At 70.3% G+C, this 18,770-nt stretch carries 17 protein-coding genes; 16 read left to right on the forward strand and 1 reads right to left on the reverse strand.

The genetic code is table 11. The features are described from left to right. The first annotated feature begins 58 nt into the window (after positions 1 to 58). The 16 genes from infB to ORI60_RS40440 all read left to right on the forward strand — a co-directional run bounded on the left by infB (position 59) and on the right by ORI60_RS40440 (position 17,504). Complete coding sequence (gene infB / locus ORI60_RS40365; protein WP_266043277.1) at positions 59 to 3,253, forward strand: translation initiation factor IF-2; 3,195 nt, start codon at positions 59 to 61, stop codon at positions 3,251 to 3,253. 70 nt (positions 3,254 to 3,323) lie between these two features. Then, positions 3,324 to 3,620 carry a DUF503 domain-containing protein gene (locus ORI60_RS40370; RefSeq protein WP_266043278.1) on the forward strand — a complete coding sequence of 99 codons (297 nt, stop codon included), beginning with the start codon at positions 3,324 to 3,326 and terminating at the stop codon, positions 3,618 to 3,620. A 13-nt stretch (positions 3,621 to 3,633) separates the two neighbouring features. After that, positions 3,634 to 4,083, forward strand: coding sequence for a 30S ribosome-binding factor RbfA (rbfA, locus tag ORI60_RS40375; RefSeq protein ID WP_266043279.1), 450 nt, complete (start codon positions 3,634 to 3,636; stop codon positions 4,081 to 4,083). Between the two features lie 146 nt (positions 4,084 to 4,229). Further along, positions 4,230 to 5,216, forward strand: coding sequence for a DHH family phosphoesterase (locus ORI60_RS40380; RefSeq protein WP_266043280.1), 987 nt, complete (start codon positions 4,230 to 4,232; stop codon positions 5,214 to 5,216). Then, positions 5,213 to 6,346 carry an ROK family transcriptional regulator gene (locus ORI60_RS40385; RefSeq protein ID WP_266043281.1) on the forward strand — a complete coding sequence of 378 codons (1,134 nt, stop codon included), beginning with the start codon at positions 5,213 to 5,215 and terminating at the stop codon, positions 6,344 to 6,346. The genes ORI60_RS40380 and ORI60_RS40385 overlap by 4 nt, the downstream gene beginning before the upstream one ends. A gap of 47 nt (positions 6,347 to 6,393) precedes the next feature. Beyond that, the gene (locus ORI60_RS40390) at positions 6,394 to 7,698 is read left to right on the forward strand and encodes an MATE family efflux transporter (RefSeq protein WP_266043360.1); all 1,305 of its coding nucleotides are present in this window, start codon (positions 6,394 to 6,396) and stop codon (positions 7,696 to 7,698) included. A gap of 96 nt (positions 7,699 to 7,794) precedes the next feature. Next, entirely contained in the window at positions 7,795 to 9,135 is a 1,341-nt protein-coding gene (locus ORI60_RS40395) for an MFS transporter (protein WP_266043282.1), read from the forward strand. 11 nt (positions 9,136 to 9,146) lie between these two features. Beyond that, positions 9,147 to 10,034, forward strand: coding sequence for a tRNA pseudouridine(55) synthase TruB (gene truB, locus ORI60_RS40400; RefSeq protein WP_266043283.1), 888 nt, complete (start codon positions 9,147 to 9,149; stop codon positions 10,032 to 10,034). Between the two features lie 82 nt (positions 10,035 to 10,116). Beyond that, on the forward strand, positions 10,117 to 11,049 hold the full coding sequence (locus ORI60_RS40405; protein WP_266043284.1) for a bifunctional riboflavin kinase/FAD synthetase: 933 nt from the start codon (positions 10,117 to 10,119) through the stop codon (positions 11,047 to 11,049). 84 nt (positions 11,050 to 11,133) lie between these two features. After that, positions 11,134 to 11,616, forward strand: a complete 483-nt coding sequence (locus tag ORI60_RS40410) for a helix-turn-helix domain-containing protein (protein ID WP_266043285.1) — start codon at positions 11,134 to 11,136, stop codon at positions 11,614 to 11,616. Beyond that, positions 11,613 to 12,059: a 2'-5' RNA ligase family protein gene (locus tag ORI60_RS40415; RefSeq protein ID WP_266043286.1), complete on the forward strand. Its 447-nt coding sequence runs from the start codon at positions 11,613 to 11,615 to the stop codon at positions 12,057 to 12,059. Before ORI60_RS40410 ends, ORI60_RS40415 begins: the two co-directional genes overlap by 4 nt. A gap of 125 nt (positions 12,060 to 12,184) precedes the next feature. Next, entirely contained in the window at positions 12,185 to 12,454 is a 270-nt protein-coding gene (gene rpsO, locus ORI60_RS40420; protein WP_045318466.1) for a 30S ribosomal protein S15, read from the forward strand. Positions 12,455 to 12,689: 235 nt separating this feature from the next. Continuing rightward, positions 12,690 to 14,936 carry a polyribonucleotide nucleotidyltransferase gene (locus ORI60_RS40425; protein ID WP_266043287.1) on the forward strand — a complete coding sequence of 749 codons (2,247 nt, stop codon included), beginning with the start codon at positions 12,690 to 12,692 and terminating at the stop codon, positions 14,934 to 14,936. Between the two features lie 107 nt (positions 14,937 to 15,043). Continuing rightward, positions 15,044 to 16,336 (forward strand): M16 family metallopeptidase, encoded by a 1,293-nt coding sequence (locus ORI60_RS40430; protein WP_266043361.1) that lies wholly within the window; start codon positions 15,044 to 15,046, stop codon positions 16,334 to 16,336. Further along, positions 16,333 to 17,070, forward strand: coding sequence for a 4-hydroxy-tetrahydrodipicolinate reductase (gene dapB / locus ORI60_RS40435; protein WP_266043288.1), 738 nt, complete (start codon positions 16,333 to 16,335; stop codon positions 17,068 to 17,070). Before ORI60_RS40430 ends, dapB begins: the two co-directional genes overlap by 4 nt. Next, complete coding sequence (locus ORI60_RS40440) at positions 17,067 to 17,504, forward strand: hypothetical protein (protein WP_266043289.1); 438 nt, start codon at positions 17,067 to 17,069, stop codon at positions 17,502 to 17,504. The genes dapB and ORI60_RS40440 overlap by 4 nt, the downstream gene beginning before the upstream one ends. Before the next feature lie 34 nt (positions 17,505 to 17,538). On the opposite strand, the gene ORI60_RS40445 is transcribed toward ORI60_RS40440, so the two are convergent. Continuing rightward, entirely contained in the window at positions 17,539 to 18,744 is a 1,206-nt protein-coding gene (locus ORI60_RS40445; protein WP_266043362.1) for a winged helix-turn-helix domain-containing protein, read from the reverse strand. Positions 18,745 to 18,770 lie beyond the last annotated feature (26 nt).

Raw genomic sequence — 18,770 nt, forward strand, 5'->3', positions numbered from 1 at the left:
GCGACGTTAAGACGAGGTCGATGGGACTTGCCCGCCGGCCTCACGACCTAGGAGAGCAGTGGCAGGCAAGGCCCGCGTGCACGAGCTCGCAAAAGAGCTTGGTGTTACGAGCAAGGAAGTTCTCAACAAGCTCGCCGAACAGGGCGAGTACGTGAAGTCCGCGTCCTCGACCGTCGAGGCCCCCGTGGCCCGGCGGCTTCGTGACGCCTACGAAGCCAAGTCCTCGAAGCCGGCTCCCAAGCCGTCCGCTCCGAAGCCGAAGGCACCCGCACCCGCTGCCGCCGCAGCACCCGCCGCACCGGCGGACGCCAAGCCGGCGGCCGACAACAACAAGCCCGCTGCGCCCAAGGGCATGCCCGGACCTCGTCCGGCCGCCCCGCGCCCGCCGGCCCCGAAGCCCGCTCCGGCAGCTCCTGCCGCGCAGGCCCCGGCTCCCGCGGCGCCCGCACCGGCACCCGTCCAGTCCGAGGCTCCGGCACCGGCGGCGCAGGCTCCCGCCGCGCCCAAGGCCGCCCCGGCTCCCGGCTCCAAGCCCGGCAGCGGTCCGCGTCCGGGCCCGCGCCCGGCTCCGCAGCAGCCTCAACAGCCCCAGCAGCCCGAGGCTCCGGCCGCGGCCGCTGGTGCACAGCCCCAGTCCGTGGTGCCGCCGCGCACGCAGGCTCCCAAGCCCGCGGGCCCGCGTGCCCCGCGTCCGGGCAACAACCCCTTCGGCGTCGGTGGCGGCAACGCTCCGTCGCCGCGTCCCGGACCTCGTCCCGGCCCGCGTCCCGAGCAGGGCGGCGACCGCCCCGCAGGTGGCCCGAAGCCCGGCGACCCGCGTCCGGCGAACCCCCGTCCGAGCGGTGCGCCCGGTCAGGGTGGTCAGCGTCCGGCCGCCGCGCAGGGTGGCGGTCGTCCCGGCCCCGGCCAGGGCGGTCCTCGTCCCGGCGGTCCCGGTCAGGGCGGTCCCCGTCCGAACCCGGGCAACATGCCCCCGCGGCCGAACCCCGGCATGATGCCGGGCAACCGCCCGGCCGGTAACCGTCCTGGTCCCGGCGGTGGCGGCGGTGGCCGTCCCGGTGGTGGCGGCGGTGGCGGCGGTCGTCCCGGTGGGGGCGGTGGCGGTGGCGGCGGCTTCCGCGGAGGCGGCGGTGGCGGTGGCGGCGGTGGCGGCTTCCGTCCCGGTGGCGGCGGTGGCGGTGGCGGTGGCTTCCGTCCCGGTGGCGGCGGTGGCGGTGGCGGTGGCTTCCGTCCCGGCGGTGGCGGCGGCGCAGGCGGCGGTGCCCCTGCCGGTGGCGGCGGCGGTTTCCGCGGTCGTCCCGGTGGCGGTGGCGGCGCTGGTCGCGGCGGTACCGCTGGTGCCTTCGGTCGTCCGGGTGGTCCGGCGCGCCGTGGACGCAAGTCCAAGCGGCAGAAGCGCCAGGAGTACATGGACAACATGCAGGCGCCTTCGGTCGGTGGCGTCCGCCTGCCCAAGGGCAGTGGCGAGACGATCCGCCTGCCGCGCGGTGCCTCGCTGACCGACTTCGCCGACAAGATCAACGCCAACCCGGCGTCGCTCGTGCAGGTGCTCTTCCACCTGGGCGAGATGGTCACGGCGACCCAGTCGGTGTCCGACGAGATCTTGGAGCTGCTCGGCACCGAGATGAACTACGTCGTGCAGGTCGTGTCCCCCGAGGAGGAGGACCGCGAGCTGCTCGAGACGTTCGACATCACCTACGGCGAGGACGCCGGTGACGAGGACGACCTGCAGGTCCGCCCGCCGGTCGTGACCGTCATGGGTCACGTCGACCACGGTAAGACGCGACTCCTCGACACCATCCGCAAGGCGAAGGTGCACGAGGGCGAGGCCGGTGGCATCACGCAGCACATCGGTGCGTACCAGGTGCAGACCGAGCTCGAGGGCAACCCGCGGCTCATCACCTTCATCGACACCCCCGGTCACGAGGCGTTCACCGCCATGCGTGCCCGTGGTGCGAACGCGACCGACATCGCGGTCATCGTCGTCGCCGCTGACGACGGCGTGATGCCGCAGACGGTGGAAGCGATCAACCACGCGCAGGCCGCTCAGGCGCCGATCGTGGTCGCGGTCAACAAGATCGACAAGGAGGGTGCGAACCCCTCCAAGATCCGTCAGCAGCTGACCGAGTACGGCCTCGTCGCCGAGGAGTACGGCGGCGACACGATGTTCGTCGACATCTCGGCGAAGCAGGGCATCAACATCGACAACCTCCTCGAGGCCATCCTGTTGACCGCCGACGCTTCGCTGGACCTCCGGGCCAACCCGGACATGGAGGCCCAGGGTGTCGCGATCGAGGCGCACCTCGACCGCGGTCGTGGTCCCGTCGCCACCGTGCTGGTCCAGCGCGGATCGCTGCGCGTCGGCTCCTCGATCGTCGCGGGTGACGCGTACGGTCGCGTCCGCCGCATGGTCGACGAGCACGGCGATGACGTCACCGTCGCGACCCCGTCGCGTCCGGTGCAGGTCATCGGTCTGACCTCGGTGCCGCGCGCCGGTGACTCGTTCCTCGTCGTCGACGAGGACCGCGTCGCCCGCCAGATCGCCGAGCGTCGTCAGGCCCGCACCCGCAACGCCGCCAACGCGGCGAAGCGCAAGCGCGTCAGCCTGGAAGACCTGGATGCGGCGCTCAAGGAAACCAGCGCTCTCACCTTGATCATCAAGGGTGACAACTCGGGTACCGTCGAGGCCCTCGAGGACGCGCTCATGAAGATCGAGGTCGGCGACGACGTCGAGCTGCGCGTGATCCACCGCGGTGTCGGTGGCATCACCGAAGGCGACATCAACCTCGCCGTGGCCGGTTCCGCCATCGTCCTGGGCTTCAACGTCCGGGCCGAGGGCAAGGCGACCGAACTCGCGAACCGCGAGGGCGTCGACGTGCGCTACTACACGGTCATCTACCAGGCGATCGACGAGATCGAGGCGGCCCTCAAGGGTCTCCTCAAGCCGGAGTACGAAGAGGTCCAGCTCGGCCGCGCCGAGGTCCGCGACGTCTTCAAGTCCTCCAAGGTCGGCACGATCGCGGGTTGCATGGTCCTGTCGGGCGAGATCCGTCGCAACGCCAGGGCTCGCCTGCTCCGCGACGGCAAGGTGATCGCGGAGAACCTCCCGATCAGCTCGCTCAAGCGGTTCAAGGACGACGCCACCGAGGTCCGCGAAGGTTTCGAGTGTGGTCTCACGCTCGGCAACTACAGCGACCTCAAGCTGGAAGACATCATCGAGACCTTCGAGATGCGCGAGAAGCCGCGCGCCTAGTCGGTAGGTGAGGGGTGCGGAGCCGTTTAACCGGTGGCTCCGCACCCTTTTCTTCTGGAGGATCTTGCCCATGTACGTGGGTGCTCTGGAACTGGACTTGCTTCTCGGCGACGTCCACTCGTTGAAGGAGAAGCGCTCGGTCGTCCGGCCCGTCGTGGCCGAACTGCGCAAGCGCTTCGAGGTCGCTGTCTCCGAGGCCGGTCATCTGGACCTGCATCGGCGCAGCTTGATCGGGGTGGCGGCCGTCGCCGCCGACCTGGAGCACGTCAGGGACGTTCTCGCCGGCTGTGAAAGGCTGGTCGCGGGACGGCCCGAACTCGAACTGCTCTCCGCCCGGACTCGATTCGTCGGGCCGGAGGACGACTAGGAAGGGGAGGCTCGTGGCCGACACGGCACGTGCCCGCAAGCTCGCCAAGCGGATCTCGCAGATCGTCGCTTCGGCTTTGGAGCACGAAGTCAAGGACCCGCGGCTGGCCCGGGTCACGATCACCGACACCAAGGTGACCGGGGACCTGCACGACGCGACCGTGTACTACACCGTTCTCGGTGAGCGGCTGGACGTCGAACCCGACTTCGCCGGGGCCGCGCTGGCCCTGGAGAAGGCCAAGGGTGTGCTGCGCTCCATGGTCGGAGCTCAGACGGGGGTTCGTTTCACGCCCACGCTGACGTTCATGACCGACACCGTGCCGGACGAGGCGCGGAAGATGGAAGAGCTGCTGGCCAAGGCTCAGGCTGCCGACGCCGAAGTGGCGCGGCGGTCCGTGGGGGCGACTCCCGCCGGGGAGGCCGACCCGTACAAGGCGCCTCGTGAGGACGACGACGAGGACTGAGTCCTCGACGGACTTCACGCAAGACCACAGGGCGGACACGATCATCGTGTCCGCCCTGTGGTTTTCGCCGCCGAAACTGGATGGAAACTGTCTTGTCCGAGGGTGCCGCACAGCACATCGAGACGGTTAGCAGCTAACGTCTCCCTGTGGCAGACGACCTGAGCACGACCATTGCCGAGGCCGCGCGGTTACTGGCCGGCGCCCGCGATGTGACCCTGCTGAGTCACATCAACCCCGACGCCGACACGCTCGGGAGCGCCTTGGCGGTGGGGCTCGCGCTGCACCGGCGCGGTGTGGCGGTGCGGGTGGCCTTCGGCGACCCGGAGTCCGTGCCCGAGAGCCTGAAGGCGCTGGACACGGCCGGGTTGCTCGTCCACCGCGACGAGGTGCCCGAAGCGCCGGAGCTGCTGGTCGTCATGGACACGGGCAGCCTGGAACGGCTCGGGCCCCTGAAGAACCGCGTCGCGAACTGCCGCGGGCCCGTCATCGTCGTCGACCACCACGTGTCGAACACGCGGTACGGGACGGTGCACTGCATCGACGACCGCGCGGAGGCCACGGCGCTCATCGCCCTCAAGCTGCTCGACGAGATGGACGCCGAGGTCGACGAGCCGATCGCGCGCTGCATCTACGCCGGGCTCGTGACCGACACCGGCGGCTTCCGCAAGGCCGGGCCCCAGGCGCACCACACGGCCGCGCGGCTGCTGGAGACCGGTGTGGACGCGTATGCCGTCACGCGACCGTTGATGGACGCACATCCGTTCGCGTATCTCGGCATGTTGTCGCGCGTGCTGGCCAAAGCGGAGCTTGACCAGAAAGCCGCGCACGGCATGGGGCTCGCCCACGCGGTCGTGAGCCTTGAGGACGCTCAAGGGGTGCGCAGCGAAGAGGTGGAGAGCGTGATCGACGTGGTGCGCTCCACCGCCGAGGCCGAGGTCGCGGCCGTGTTGAAGGAGCTCAAGCCGGGGTACTGGTCCGTGTCGCTGCGGGCCGTGAGCGAGGTCGACGTTCGTGAGGTGGCGCAGGTCCTCGGAGGCGGCGGGCATCGGCTGGCGGCCGGGTTCACCTTTGAGGGCCCCGCGGAGCAGGTCGTCGCCGCGCTGAAGGGCGCGTTGGAGCGGGTGGGGTCATGACACGGACAGGAAGCCCGCGGCTGCTGCGGGAGATCAACGACCGGGCCGCGATCGAGACGTTGCTGGCCAGCGGGGCGATGACGCGCGCGGAGCTGGAAGAGGTCATCGGACTCTCCAAGCCCGCCACGGCGCAGCTGCTGGCGCGGCTCGAAGAGGACGGCATGGTCGTCCGCACCGGGCTGCGCGGCGGCGGCCGCGGGCCCCGGGCGCAGATGTGGGCCGTCAACGGAGGTGTCGGGTACGTCGCGGCGGTGGCGCTGACGGCCGAGCTGATCGACGTGGCCATCGCGGACATCACCGGGTCGTTGCTGGCCGAGCACAGCGCGCCGATGCCGAAGGAGAACTCGCTCCAGGTCTTCCGCGAGACGGTGCAGAAGACGGCGGTGCTGGCCGGGCTGTCGCTCGACGCGTTGTCGCACGTCGTCGTCGGCACGCCGGGCGCGGTCGATCCGTCCACCGGCCACCTCGGGTTCGCGCCGCACCTGCCGGGCCTGGTGGACGTCGACCTGCCGTCGACGCTGCGCGAGCTGCTCGGCACTTCGGTGTCGATCGAGAACGACATCAACCTCGCCGCCTTGGAGGAGATGAGCTCCGGCAAGGCGGTCGGCGTGCGGAACTTCGTGCTGTTCTGGCCCGCGGACGAGATCGGCTCGGCGGTCGTGGTCAACGGCGTGCTGCTGCGCGGCGTCACGGGCGGTGCGGGTGAGATCGACTCGATGCAGGTGCCCGGCGGGCGCTACGGCGACCAGGTCGACAACGAGGCGATCATCGCGCTGGCGGCCGAGCACGGCATCAACGAGTCGTCCGGCCTGGAGGCCGTGGCGCACGCGCTGAACGCCGGGACTGAGGGCCGTGCGTTCCTCACGGCACTGGCGCACCGGATCGCGCTCGGCCTGGCGAACGTCGTGTGCGTGCTCGACCCCGAACTGGTGCTGCTGTCCGGCGGGGTGGCGCACGCGGGCGGCGAGACGTTGTGCGACCTGGTGGCGTCGGAGCTGCTGAAGCTCGTCGTGCCGCGCACGCCGGTGCACCTCGCGCAGATCACCGCGAACCCGGTGCGGTCGGGCGCGTTGCACTCGGCCCTGGCCGTGGCGCGCGAGCAGGTGTTCGGGTTGCCGCAACGGTCGTGAGTGGCCGCCGTCACCGGACGCAGGCGCCCGCGGGCGCCTAAGTTCGTCTGGTGGAGGATCGGGTTCCCGCACGGCGGGTGATCGGGCTGGCGGTGCCCGCCCTGGGGGTGCTGGCGGCGGAGCCGTTGTACGTGCTCGTCGACACGGCGGTCGTGGGGCACCTGGGGGCGTTACCGCTCGCTGGCCTGGCTCTCGGCGGTGTGCTGCTCACGCAGGTGTCGACGCAGCTGACGTTTCTCTCGTACGGCACGACGGCGCGCACGGCTCGGTTGCACGGGGCTGGGCGGCGTCAGGAGGCCGTCGAGGAGGGCGTGCAGGCGACGTGGCTGGCGTTGGCAGCCGGCGTGCTCGTGGTGGTCCTGGGACAGCTGTTCGCGCGGCCTCTGGCGGAGCTGCTCGCCGGGCCCGGCGCGGTGGCGGACGCGGCGGTGGAGTGGGTGCGCATCGCGTTGTTCGGTGCGCCGTTCATCCTCGTCACGATGGCCGGCAACGGGTGGATGCGCGGTGTTCAGGACACCAAGCGGCCCCTGAAGTACATCCTGATCGGCAACGGCATCAGCGCGGTGTTGTGTCCCGCGCTCGTCTACGGCGCGGGCTGGGGGCTCGAGGGCTCGGCCATCGCGAACGTCGTGGCGCAGCTGCTCTCGGCCGGTCTCTTCTTCAAGGCGTTGTTCGCGGAACAGGTGTCGTTGAAGCCGCATTGGGCCTCCATGCGCGCGCAGCTCGGCATGGGGCGCGACCTGGTGTTGCGGAGCCTGGCGTTCCAGGCGTGCTTCATCAGCGCGGCCTCTGTGGCGGCACGGACGTCCGTCGGGGCGTTGGGCGCGCATCAGGTCGTGTTGCAGCTGTGGACGTTCCTCGCGCTCGTGCTCGACTCGCTGGCGATCGCGGCGCAGTCGCTCGTCGGCGCGGCTTTGGGGGCGTCGAGGCGCGGGCAGGCGCAGAAGCTCGCCTGGCAGATCACGCGGTACGGGCTGGTGTTCGGCATCGGCCTCGGGCTCGTGTTCGCAGCGCTGTTCACCGTGCTGCCGCGGGCGTTCACGACGGACGCCGGCGTGCTGGCCGAGATCCCGAACGCGTGGTGGTTCTTCGTCGCACTGCAACCGATCGCGGGTGTGGTGTTCGCGTTGGACGGCGTGCTGCTGGGCGCGGGCGACGTGAAGTTCATGCGGACGGCGACGCTCGGGTCCGCGGTGATCGGGTTCCTGCCGCTCGTGTGGGCCTCGTACGCGTTCGGCTGGGGGCTCGCCGGCATCTGGACGGGGCTGTCGGCGTTCATGGTGCTGCGGCTCGTGGCCGTGGTGTGGCGCGCGCGGTCGGGGGAGTGGGCGGTCGAGGGGGCGGTCCGTTAGCGCTGTGTCGGACCTCACGGCATGAAATCGTTACCAAGAAGGTTGTTTAGGCGATGTAACTAATGTCTGCCTACCTCCAGCTTGGGAGAGTGCGCCTTGCCGCCGGTCGGCCAAAATGATTTTGGCAGCGCCACCCGGACCTCGTGGCTGATCTGGACCACCGCCGTCTTCGTCTACTTCGCCGCCCTCTTCCACCGCACCACGCTCGGCGTGGCCGGGTTGGAGGCGAGCGAGCGCTTCGGGCTCGGACCCGCTCAGCTCGGTGTGTTCACCGTGCTGCAGATCGGTGTCTACGCCCTCATGCAGATCCCCACCGGCCTGCTCGTCGACCGCTACGGGCCGCGCCGGGTGCTCACCGTCGCCGCCCTGCTCATGGGCACCGGCCAGGTGCTCTTCGCCGTCGCCGACTCCTACGGCCTCGGGCTCGCCGCACGGGCCGTGCTGGGCATGGGCGACGCGATGACGTTCATCAGCGTGATCCGCCTCGTCGCGACGCACTTCCCGCCGCGGCAGTACTCGCTCGTCGTCGCCGTCACGGCCGCGATCGGCGGTGTCGGCAACCTCGTCGCCACGGTGCCGTTGACGCTCATGCTCGGCTCGATCGGGTGGACGTGGGCGTTCCTCGTCGCGGGCGGCGTCACCGCGCTCTACTCGGTCGTGGCGTTCCTGCGGGTGCGCGACGTGCCGGCGGGGTTCGTCGCGCCGAAGCCGGAACCCGTGCCGTTGCGCAAGATCTGGCCGAAGGTGCGGCAGGCGTGGAGCGTGCCCGGCACCCGGCTCGGGTTCTGGGCCCACTTCAGCACCATGTCGACGCCCGCCGTCATCGGCCTGCTGTGGGGGTACCCGTACCTCGTGCAGGCGCAGGGGATGTCGCCGCGCGCCGCGTCCTCCACGCTCGGGCTGCTCGTCATCGGCGCGATCGTGGCGAGCCCGATCATCGGCGGGCTGTTCTCGCGCAACCCCGAGTGGCGCATGCCGATCTCGGTCGGGTTCCTGGCGTTCGCGCTCACCGGCTGGGGCGTGCTGCTGCTGTGGCCCGGCGGGCACGTGCCGACGCCGGTCATCGCCGTGGTGTTCCTCGTGCTCACCGTGGGCGGGCCGATCTCGGGCGTGGCGTTCGCCCTCGCCCGCGACTACAACCCGTCGCACCGGCAGTCCACGGCCAGCGGCCTGGTCAACGTCGGCGGCTTCCTCGCGGTGACCGTGACCGCGCTGGGCGTCGGTGTGCTGCTGGACCTCGTCGAGGGCGTGCTCAGCCCGCAGACGGCGTTCCGCGTGGCGCTGAGCTTCTGCGTGCTGGCGCTGGTCCTGGGCGGCTGGCGGATGCTCGTGTGGTGGCGTCGCGCGCGTGCCGCCGTGTTCGAGGCGGAGGAGCGCGGGGAGACCGTGCCGGTACAGATCCGGCGTCGTCGTTGGGACGCGTTGCACGTCGCTTAAGCTTCTGCGCCGTGAAACCCTCTGTTGCACCGGGCCTGGTCGTCGTCGACAAGCCGGACGGCATGACCTCGCACGACGTGGTGGCGCGTGTGCGCAGGATTCTCGGCACCCGCAAGGTCGGGCACGCCGGCACGCTGGACCCGATGGCGACCGGCGTGCTCGTGCTCGGCATCGAGCGGGCGACGAAGCTCCTCGGCCACCTCGCCCTCGACAGCAAGGCCTACCTCGCGACGATCGTGCTCGGCGCGTCCACCACCACGGACGACGCCGAGGGCGAGGTGCTGTCCACTGAGGACGCCTCCGGTGTCGCCGACGACGCGATCGCCGCCGAGGTCGCGAAGCTGACCGGCCCGATCCAGCAGGTGCCGTCGTCCGTCTCCGCCGTGAAGATCGACGGCAAGCGCGCCTACGCCCGTGTGCGCGCCGGTGAGGCCGTCGAGATCCCCGCACGGCCGGTGACCGTGCACAGGTTCGACGTCCTGTTCTCGCGCCGTGAGGACAAGACCGTGATGCTCGACGTGATGGTCGAGTGCTCGTCCGGCACCTACGTGCGCGCGCTGGCCCGCGACCTGGGGGCCGCACTGGGCGTCGGCGGGCACCTGGGCGCGTTGCGGCGCACGCGGGTCGGTCCGTTCGACCTCCGCGTGGCCAAGACCTTGGAGCAGCTGGAGGAGACGCCCGGCCTGTCGCTCGACCTGGACGCCGCGGTCGCCACGGCGTTCCCGCGCCGCGAGATCGACCCGGCCGAGGCGTCGGCGTTGTCGCACGGGCAGCGGCTGCGAGCCGGCGGGATCGAGGGCACCTACGGGGTGTTCGGGCCGGACGGGCACGTCATCGCGCTCGTCAAGGACGAGGGTGCCGCCTGCAAGCCCGTCGTGGTGCTGAGCCCCGCGGACTAGCTCCCGGCCGCCGCCCGTCCGATCTCCTCACAGGGTGGCGAGGCGGTGCAGCGGAGCACGCGGGCCGTCGTAGGCTGATCACGTGCAACGCTGGCGCGGACTAGACCACCTTCCCGGCGGCTGGGGCCGCTGCGTCGTGACCATCGGCGTGTTCGACGGTGTCCACAAAGGCCATCAGGCCTTGATCGGGCGCGCCGTCGGACTCGCGGAGCAGCGCGGCCTGCCCGGTGTGCTGATGACCTTCGACCCCCATCCGTCCGAGGTGGTGCGGCCCGGCAGCCACCCCGCGCAGCTCACGACGCTGCGGCGCAGGGCGGAGCTGGTCGAGGAGCTCGGCGTCGACCACTTCGTGGTGGTGCCGTTCAGCCTCGAGACCAGCAGGATGCCCGCGGACGAGTTCGTCCACGAGGTGCTCGTCGAGAAGCTGCACGCCGCCGCCGTCGTGGTGGGGGAGAACTTCACCTTCGGGCACAAGGCGGCCGGTAACGTCGCGCTGCTGCGTCAGCTGGGGCAGCGGTTCGGATTCGTGACCGAGGGGGCTGATCTGGTGTCCGCAGACGACGTGACGTACTCGTCCACCTACATCCGCGCGTGCATCGACGCCGGCGACGTGAAGGCGGCGGCCGAGGCGCTGGGCCGGCCGCACCGGCTGGAGGGGATCGTCGTCAAGGGCGACGGGCGCGGCAAGGACCTCGGGTTCCCGACGGCCAACCTGTCCACGCCCAAGTTCGCGGCGGTGCCGGCGGACGGCATCTACGCGTGCTGGTTCACCGACGCCAAGGGCAAGACGCTCAAGGCCGCCGTGTCGGTGGGGACCAACCCGACGTTCTCCGGCCGGGAGCGCCGCGTCGAGGCGTTCGTGCTCGACGTGGACGAGGACTACTACGGCCAGCGCGTCGCCGTCGACTTCGTCGAGAGGCTGCGCGAGATGGAGAAGTACGACTCCGTCGAAGCCCTGCTCGAACAAATGCATCGAGATGTAGACCGAACGAGGGAACTGCTGACGGAGTCGTGACCGTCAGATTGAGCGAAGCGGGCGTCCGTGCGTCCGCGGCCTGGCAGGATGCGGGTCGGAGTCAGGGCTACCGGAGAGGCCAAGGTGGAGGACCACAAGATCGTTCAGCGCAACCTCGCCCTGCAACGGGAGTGGTACGGGGAACCGCTGGGTGACCGCGTGCGGCGGTTGGTCGTGGCCTTCAACGTCTCCCAGGCGCAGCTCGCGGACGTGCTGGGGATCAGCGCGCCGATGCTCAGCCAGGTGATGAGCGGCCGCCGTGCCAAGATCGGCAACCCCTCCGTGCTCGCCCGGATGATCATGCTGGAGCGCAAGGTCCTCACGCCGGACGTCGCGACGGGGGCACCGGAGGCGTTGCAGCGCGCGCTCGACGACGTGCGCGAGTCCAAGCCGACGGTGTCGCGCGACTCGTTGCCGGTCAACGGGGACGAGAGCGTCGCGTACCCGGTGCTGCGCAGCGTCGCCGGCCGGGTCGAGCTCCAGCAGGCCGCCGACCTCCTGCACGAGGACTTCCCGGCGATCGCCGAACTGTTCCGCCGGGCCATCCGGGCCGCGAACAGAGGGTGAAGTTCTTCACGGCGCTGTACCCGCCCCGGCACGTGGTCGACGAGCTCGACGAGGTGCTGGACCGACGTCTCGACCTGGAGTGGACCAAGCCGGAGAAGTGGCACATCACGTTGTGCTTCCACGGCGAAACCGCAGATGAGGAACGCTTCAGGGCTCTTGAGGGCCACGAGGTCCCGCCACTGCGGCTGAGGAACTTCGGCGACTTCCGGGGCAAGGTGCTGTGGGCCGGAATAGACGGGGACTTAAATCGGTTGGCAAGAGCGGCGGGTGCGAACGACAATTGGTTCGCGCACCTGACGGTGGCTTACGGGTACAAGGGGCAGGCGATGCCGGAGTTCCTGAGCAGCCCGTGGCAGCCGTCCGAAGCCGTGCTCGTGAGCAGCGCAGACGGCGTGCACACACCCGTGGACCGGGTGGGGTTGCGCACGTCAGCGCGCCGCTGAGCAGTGTGCCTGATAGCCTTCGCAGTTGGGTCTGGCTGCGGTCCGTGGCGGCCAGTACCGGCTACCCCGGCCAGCAATTCGGCGGACGGGGCCGCACGGACCTGAACAAGTAGGAGAACCACCCAGTGGCACTGTCCACGGATCAGAAGAAGTCCATCCTCGGTGAGTACGGTCTGCACGACTCGGACACCGGCTCCACCGAGGCGCAGGTCGCCCTGCTGAGCAAGCGCATCGCTGACCTCACGGAGCACCTGAAGCAGCACAAGCACGACCACCACTCCCGCCGTGGTCTTCTGCTGATGGTCGGCCGTCGCCGCCGTCTGCTGAACTACCTGACCAAGGTGGACATCAACCGCTACCGCGCGCTGATCCAGCGCCTCGGTCTGCGCAGGTGATACTTGCCGAGGGGGAGTGACCGGCCGGTCACTCCCCCTCGGCGTACAACCGGGTGTATACAGACCCCTGGTTGTAAAGAGGAACGAAACATCAGGGCCCGCGACGCGCGAAGCAGTTTCCGCGCCGGTCCTCGGTAGTGGCCTCCTGGTGGAAACGCCCCAGGGGACTTCGATCGAAGACCGGCCTCGTCAAAATCGCGTGAGCGGCGTCCAAAAGACGAGGAGTAACAAGTAAATGACGGACATCGAGGTCCACGAGGCGACTGCCGTTATCGACAACGGCAAGTTCGGCTCGCGCTCCATCCGCTTCGAGACCGGGCGCCTCGCGCGTCAGGCCGCCGGCAGCGTGGTGGCGTACCTGGACGACGAGACCATGCTTCTGAGCGCCACGACGGCGTCGAAGCACCCCAAGGAGCACTTCGACTTCTTCCCCCTCACGGTGGACGTCGAGGAGCGCATGTACGCCGCGGGCCGCATCCCCGGCTCGTTCTTCCGGCGTGAGGGCCGTCCCAGCACGGACGCCATCCTCACCTGCCGCCTGATCGACCGTCCGCTGCGCCCGTCCTTCGTGGACGGCCTGCGCAACGAGATCCAGGTCGTCATCACGGTGATGAGCCTGAACCCGAAGGACCTGTACGACGTCGTGGCGATCAACGCCGCGTCCGCGTCGACGCAGCTCGCGGGTCTGCCCTTCTCCGGCCCGATCGGTGGCGTCCGCGTCGCTCTGATCGAGGGCCAGTGGGTGGCGTTCCCGACCTACGAGCAGCTCGAGAAGGCCGTGTTCGACATGGTCGTCGCGGGCCGCGTGGTCGACTCCGGTGACGTCGCGATCATGATGGTCGAGGCCGAGGCCACCGACAACGTGATCGACATGATCGCCGAGGGCGCCACCGCCCCGACCGAAGAGGTCGTGGCCGCGGGCCTCGAGGCCGCCAAGCCGTTCATCAAGGTCCTCTGCGAGGCCCAGGCGCAGCTCGCCCAGGTCGCCGCGAAGGCCACCGGCGAGTACCCGACGTACCCGGCCTACCAGGCCGACGCGTTCGAGTCCGTCGAGCAGTCCGCTTCGGCCGAGCTGGCCCAGGCGCTGACGATCGCGGGCAAGGCCGAGCGCGAGAGCAAGCTCGACGAGATCAAGGCGGCGACGCTGGAGAAGCTCGCCGAGCAGTTCGAGGGCCGCGAGAAGGAGATCGGCGCGGCGTTCCGCTCGCTGACCAAGAAGCTCGTGCGCCAGCGCATCCTGCGCGACAAGGTCCGCATCGACGGCCGTGGCCTCACGGACATCCGCGACCTCGGTGCCGAGGTGGCCGTGATCCCGAGGACGCACGGCTCGGCGCTGTTCGAGCGCGGCGAGACCCAGATCCTGGGTGTCACCACGCTGAACATGCTGCGCATGGAGCAGCAGATCGACTCGCTCGCCCCGGAGACGCACAAGCGCTACCTGCACCACTACAACTTCCCGCCCTACTCGACCGGTGAGACCGGCCGCGTGGGCTCGCCGAAGCGCCGCGAGATCGGCCACGGCGCGCTGGCCGAGCGGGCGATCATGCCCGTGCTGCCCAAGCGCGAGGAGTTCCCCTACGCGATCCGCCAGGTGTCCGAGGCGCTGAGCTCCAACGGCTCGACGTCCATGGGCTCCGTCTGCGCGTCGACCCTGTCGCTGCTCAACGCGGGTGTCCCGCTGAAGGCGCCGGTTTCCGGCATCGCGATGGGTCTCGTCTCCGACGAGGTCGACGGTGAGACCCGCTACGTGGCGCTGACCGACATCCTCGGTGCCGAGGACGCGTTCGGCGACATGGACTTCAAGGTCGCGGGCACCAAGGAGTTCGTGACGGCGCTGCAGCTCGACACGAAGCTCGACGGCATCCCGTCCGAGGTGCTGGCGGCGGCGCTGGGCCAGGCCCGCGACGCGCGCTACACCATCCTGGAGGTCATGGCCGAGGCCATCTCCGACCCGGACGAGATGAGCGCCTTCGCTCCGCGCGTGACGTCGGTCAAGATCCCGACCGACAAGATCGGCGAGGTCATCGGCCCGAAGGGCAAGATGATCAACTCGATCACCGAGCAGACCGGTGCCGACATCTCCATCGAGGACGACGGCACGATCTACGTCGGTGCGGCGGACGGCCCCTCGGCCGAGGCCGCGATCGGCATGATCAACGCGATCGCGAACCCGCAGCTGCCGAAGGTCGGCGAGCGCTTCCTGGGCACCGTGGTGAAGACGGCCGCGTTCGGCGCGTTCGTCTCGCTGCTGCCCGGCAAGGACGGCCTCGTCCACATCTCGAAGCTGGGCAACGGCAAGCGCATCGCGAAGGTCGAGGACGTCGTCAAGGTCGGCGACAAGCTCCGCGTCGAGATCGCCGACATCGACCAGCGCGGCAAGATCAGCCTCGTCGTCGTGAACGAGGACGACGCCGCGAAGCCGGCTGACGCCCCGGAGGCCGTCGAGGCCACCGAGGCCACTGAGGCGGCTCCCGCGCAGTGAGCACGACTGACAACAACGTGACGGCCGCGGGTGCATCCACCCGCGGCCGTCCGCGTACCGGAACTCCTGGACACCTCCAGCGGCCGGGCAGCACGCGGGTGCTGGAGATGTCCGCGGGGTCCGAGGTGCGGCGCAGCATGCTGCCCTCGGGCCTGCGGGTCATCACCGAGCGCATCCCGAGCGTGCGGTCCGCCTCGGTCGGGCTGTGGGTGCAGGTCGGGTCCCGTGACGAACGGCCCGAGGTCGCGGGTGCCGCGCACTACCTGGAACACCTGCTGTTCAAGGGAACCGCGCGGCGGACGGCGGCGGCCATCGCGGAGGAGATCGACGCGGTCGGCGGCGAGCTGAACGCGTTCACCGCGAAGGAGCACACCTGCTACTACGCGCACGTCCTGGACGAGGACCTGCCGTTGGCGGTGGACCTGGTGGCGGACGTGGTGTTCGAGGCCCTCTGCGGTCCGCGTGACTTCGAGACCGAACGCGGTGTCGTGCTCGAGGAGATCGCGATGCGCGACGACGACCCCGAGGACCTGCTGCACGACGCGTTCATCGAGGCGTTGTTCGGCGGGCATGCCTTGGGGCGTCCCGTTCTCGGCACCGAGAAGTCCATTCAGGACATGGACCGCGACGCGCTCTACTCGTTCTACAAGAAGCGCTACACGTTGCCGCGCATGGTGTTCTCCGTCGCGGGCAACATCGAGCACACGCAGGTGATGCGCCTGGTGCGCAAGGCCGTCGGCGACCGGCTGTCGCGGGAGGGCAGCGCGGTGGCGCCACGAGCGGGTCGCGCGCGCATCGCCGACGCCCGCAAGCTGGTGCTGCACACCGACGACACCGAGCAGGCGCACCTGATGCTCGGCATGCGCGGTCTCGACCGCCACGACGAGCGCCGCTTCACGCTGAACGTGCTGAACGCGGCCATCGGCGGCGGCATGAGCTCCCGGCTGTTCCAGGAGGTGCGTGAGCGGCGGGGCCTGGCCTACCAGGTGTACTCGTCGGTCGGGCTCTACGCGGACACCGGCACGTTCGCCGTCTACGCGGGCTGCCAGCCGGATCGGCTGGGGGAGACCGCCGGCGTCATCCGCGAGGTGCTCGTGGACGTCGCGCGCGGTGGCCTGTCGGACGCGGAAGTGGCGCGCGGCAAGGGTCAGCTGCGCGGCGCACTCGTCCTGGGACTGGAGGACACCAGTTCCCGGATGTCGCGCATCGGCAAGTCCGAGCTGAACTACGGCGACCACCTGAGCGTTGAGGCGACGCTGGCGCGCATCGACGCCGTCACGTCCGACGAAGTGGCGTTGCTCGCACGTGAGCTGCTGCGCAGGCCCGTCGCCGCGGCGGTAGTGGGCCCCTACGATCACGCCGACGATCTCCCGGACCAGGTACACGAGGTGATTGCATGATTCGCGTCGGAGTTCTCGGCGCGCGGGGCCGCATGGGTTCCGAGGTGGTCCGCGCGGTCGAGGCCGCGAAGGACATGGAGGTCGTGGCGGCGATCGACGCCGACGACCCGTTGTCCGCGCTCGTCGACGCCGGCGTCCAGGTCGTCGTCGACTTCACGCACCCCGACGTGGTGATGGGGAACCTGGAGTTCTGCGTCGCCAACGGAATCCACTGCGTGGTCGGCACCTCCGGCTTCGACCAGGCCAAGCTGGACGCGGTCGCGGCGCTGCTCGCGGACCGTCCGGAGGTCGGCGTGCTGGTGGCGCCGAACTTCGGCATCGGTGCCGTCCTGCTGATGCGCTTCTCGGAGATCGCCGCCCGCTACTACGAGTCGGCCGAGATCATCGAGCTGCACCACCCGCGCAAGGCTGACGCCCCCTCGGGCACGGCCGCCCACACCGCGCGCCTGATCGCCGCCGCGCGTGAGGGCATGGACCCGATGCCCGACGCGACCACGCAGGAAGAGCCCGGTGCCCGTGGCGCCGTCGTCGACGGTGTGCGGGTCCACTCGCTGCGGATCTCCGGGATGATCGCGCATCAGGAGGTCGTGTTCGGTGGCGAGAGCGAGACCCTGACCATCCGTCAGGACTCGTTGCACCGCACGTCCTTCATGCCCGGTGTGGTCCTGGGTGTGCGGGAGATCGTCGGCCGCCCCGGCCTCGCCGTCGGCCTCGACAAGTACCTCGACCTGTGAAGGTCCGCATCACCGTAGGCGTGCTGATCGCGGCTCTCGCGGTCTACTTCGTCCTGCTCACCGGTCGCGCTCTCGCGCTGCTGCGCACCGGTGAGCCGGTCGGTGTGCTGCTCGGCGTCGGTGTGCTGATCCTGCCGCTGCTCGGGGTCTGGCTCGTGTACTCCAACCTGCGGTTCGGGTGGGAGACCGAGAAGATGGCCCGCGAGCTGGACGCGGACGGCCTGCTACCGGACGTCTCGCACCTGCCACGCCGGCCGTCCGGCCGGGTGGACCGGGACGCGGCGGACTCGTGGTTCGAGGAGCGGCGCGCCGAGGTCGAGGCGTCGCCGGACGACTGGCGAGCCTGGTTCCGGCTCGCTTACGCGTACGACGTCGCGGGGGACCGCGGGCGTGCGCGCGAGACGATGCGCAAGGCCATCGAACTGCACGCGTGAACGAGACCCCGGGGCGCCGCCCCGGGGTCTTTCGCTATCCGTTGAGCACCGCCGCGATCAGCTCCGCCGCCAGGTCGCCCTTCTGCACCACCAGCACGTCCTCCAGCCCGAGCCAGTCGGCCATGTGCCGCAGCTCCGCGGCGAGCTCCGCCGCCACGCGAGGCCGGTCCACGCCCTCCTCGGCCCACGCCGACTGCACCCGCAGCACCCCGGCCGCGCGGTCGGCCTTGATGTCCACGCGCGCCACGAGCTCACCGTCCAGCAGGAACGGGAACACGTAGTACCCGTGCACCCGGCGAGGCTCCGGAACGTAGATCTCGATGCGGTACCGGAAGCCGAAGATGCGCTCGGTCCGCGCCCGCTCCCAGATCAACGGGTCGAACGGGCACAGCAACGCGCGCCCGGCCACGCGGCGCGGGGCCTTCGCCTCGACGTGCCGGTAGCCGACGGCCTTCCAGCCCTCGACCGCCACGGGCTCCAGGACGCCGTCCTCCACCAGCGACGCCACCGCGGCCTGGGAGCGGCGCGGGTCGAGCCGGTAGTAGTCGCGCAGGTCGGGTTCGGTCGCCACGCCGAGAGCCACCGCCGAACGCAGGACCAGCTCGCGCGCACCGGAGTCGGCGGTCCACCTCTGGGCCAAGACGTCGGGCGGGATGACGCGCTCGGTCAGGTCGTAGAGGCGCTCGAACGAACGCCGGGTGCCGGTCGTCAGGACGCCCACGCCGAAGAGGACCTCGCAGATGCGCTTGACCTCGGACCAGTCCCACCACGGGCCCTTCGCACGGCCCCGGTCGCCCATGAGGGCCTTCTCCAGGGCTCCGGCGCCGATCGGGCCCAGTTCCTTCACGGCGGCGAGCACGTCGTCGACCAGCTGCGGCGAGCGTTCGAGGATCGTCTGGTAGTTCTGCCACCAGCCGCGCTTCTTGGCTCCGGAGTGGAACAGCGGCCAGTCCGCCACCGGCACCAGGGACGCCTCGTGCGCCCACGTCTCCACGAGCATGCGGGGCTTGCGTGCGGAATGGGTCCAGGCCGCCTCGTCCAGCAGCGAGGGCTCGTACGAGCCGAGGCGGGAGAACAGCGGCATGTAGTGCGCGCGCACGGCCACGTTCACCGAGTCGATCTGCAGCAGCTGCACGCGGGACAGGACGCGCTGCAGGTGCCTGCGGGTGGCCGCGGACGGCCGCGGGTCGGTGAAGCCCTGAGCACCCAGCGCGATTCGACGGGCCACGTCCGCACTCATCCTCTGCACGTCGCCGATGGTGCCAC

Origin of the sequence: Lentzea sp. NEAU-D7 (genome assembly GCF_026242055.1) — a bacterium.
Lineage (GTDB): Bacteria > Actinomycetota > Actinomycetes > Mycobacteriales > Pseudonocardiaceae > Lentzea.

Coding starts and splice junctions, on each gene's coding strand:
- ORI60_RS40370 (WP_266043278.1), top strand. CDS start 3,324: ATGTACGTGGGTGCTCTGGAACTGGACTTGCTTCTCGGCGACGTCCAC.
- ORI60_RS40385 (WP_266043281.1), top strand. CDS start 5,213: ATGACACGGACAGGAAGCCCGCGGCTGCTGCGGGAGATCAACGACCGG.
- ORI60_RS40425 (WP_266043287.1), top strand. CDS start 12,690: ATGACGGACATCGAGGTCCACGAGGCGACTGCCGTTATCGACAACGGC.
- ORI60_RS40430 (WP_266043361.1), top strand. CDS start 15,044: ATGTCCGCGGGGTCCGAGGTGCGGCGCAGCATGCTGCCCTCGGGCCTG.
- dapB (WP_266043288.1), top strand. CDS start 16,333: ATGATTCGCGTCGGAGTTCTCGGCGCGCGGGGCCGCATGGGTTCCGAG.
- ORI60_RS40445 (WP_266043362.1), bottom strand. CDS start 18,744: ATGAGTGCGGACGTGGCCCGTCGAATCGCGCTGGGTGCTCAGGGCTTC.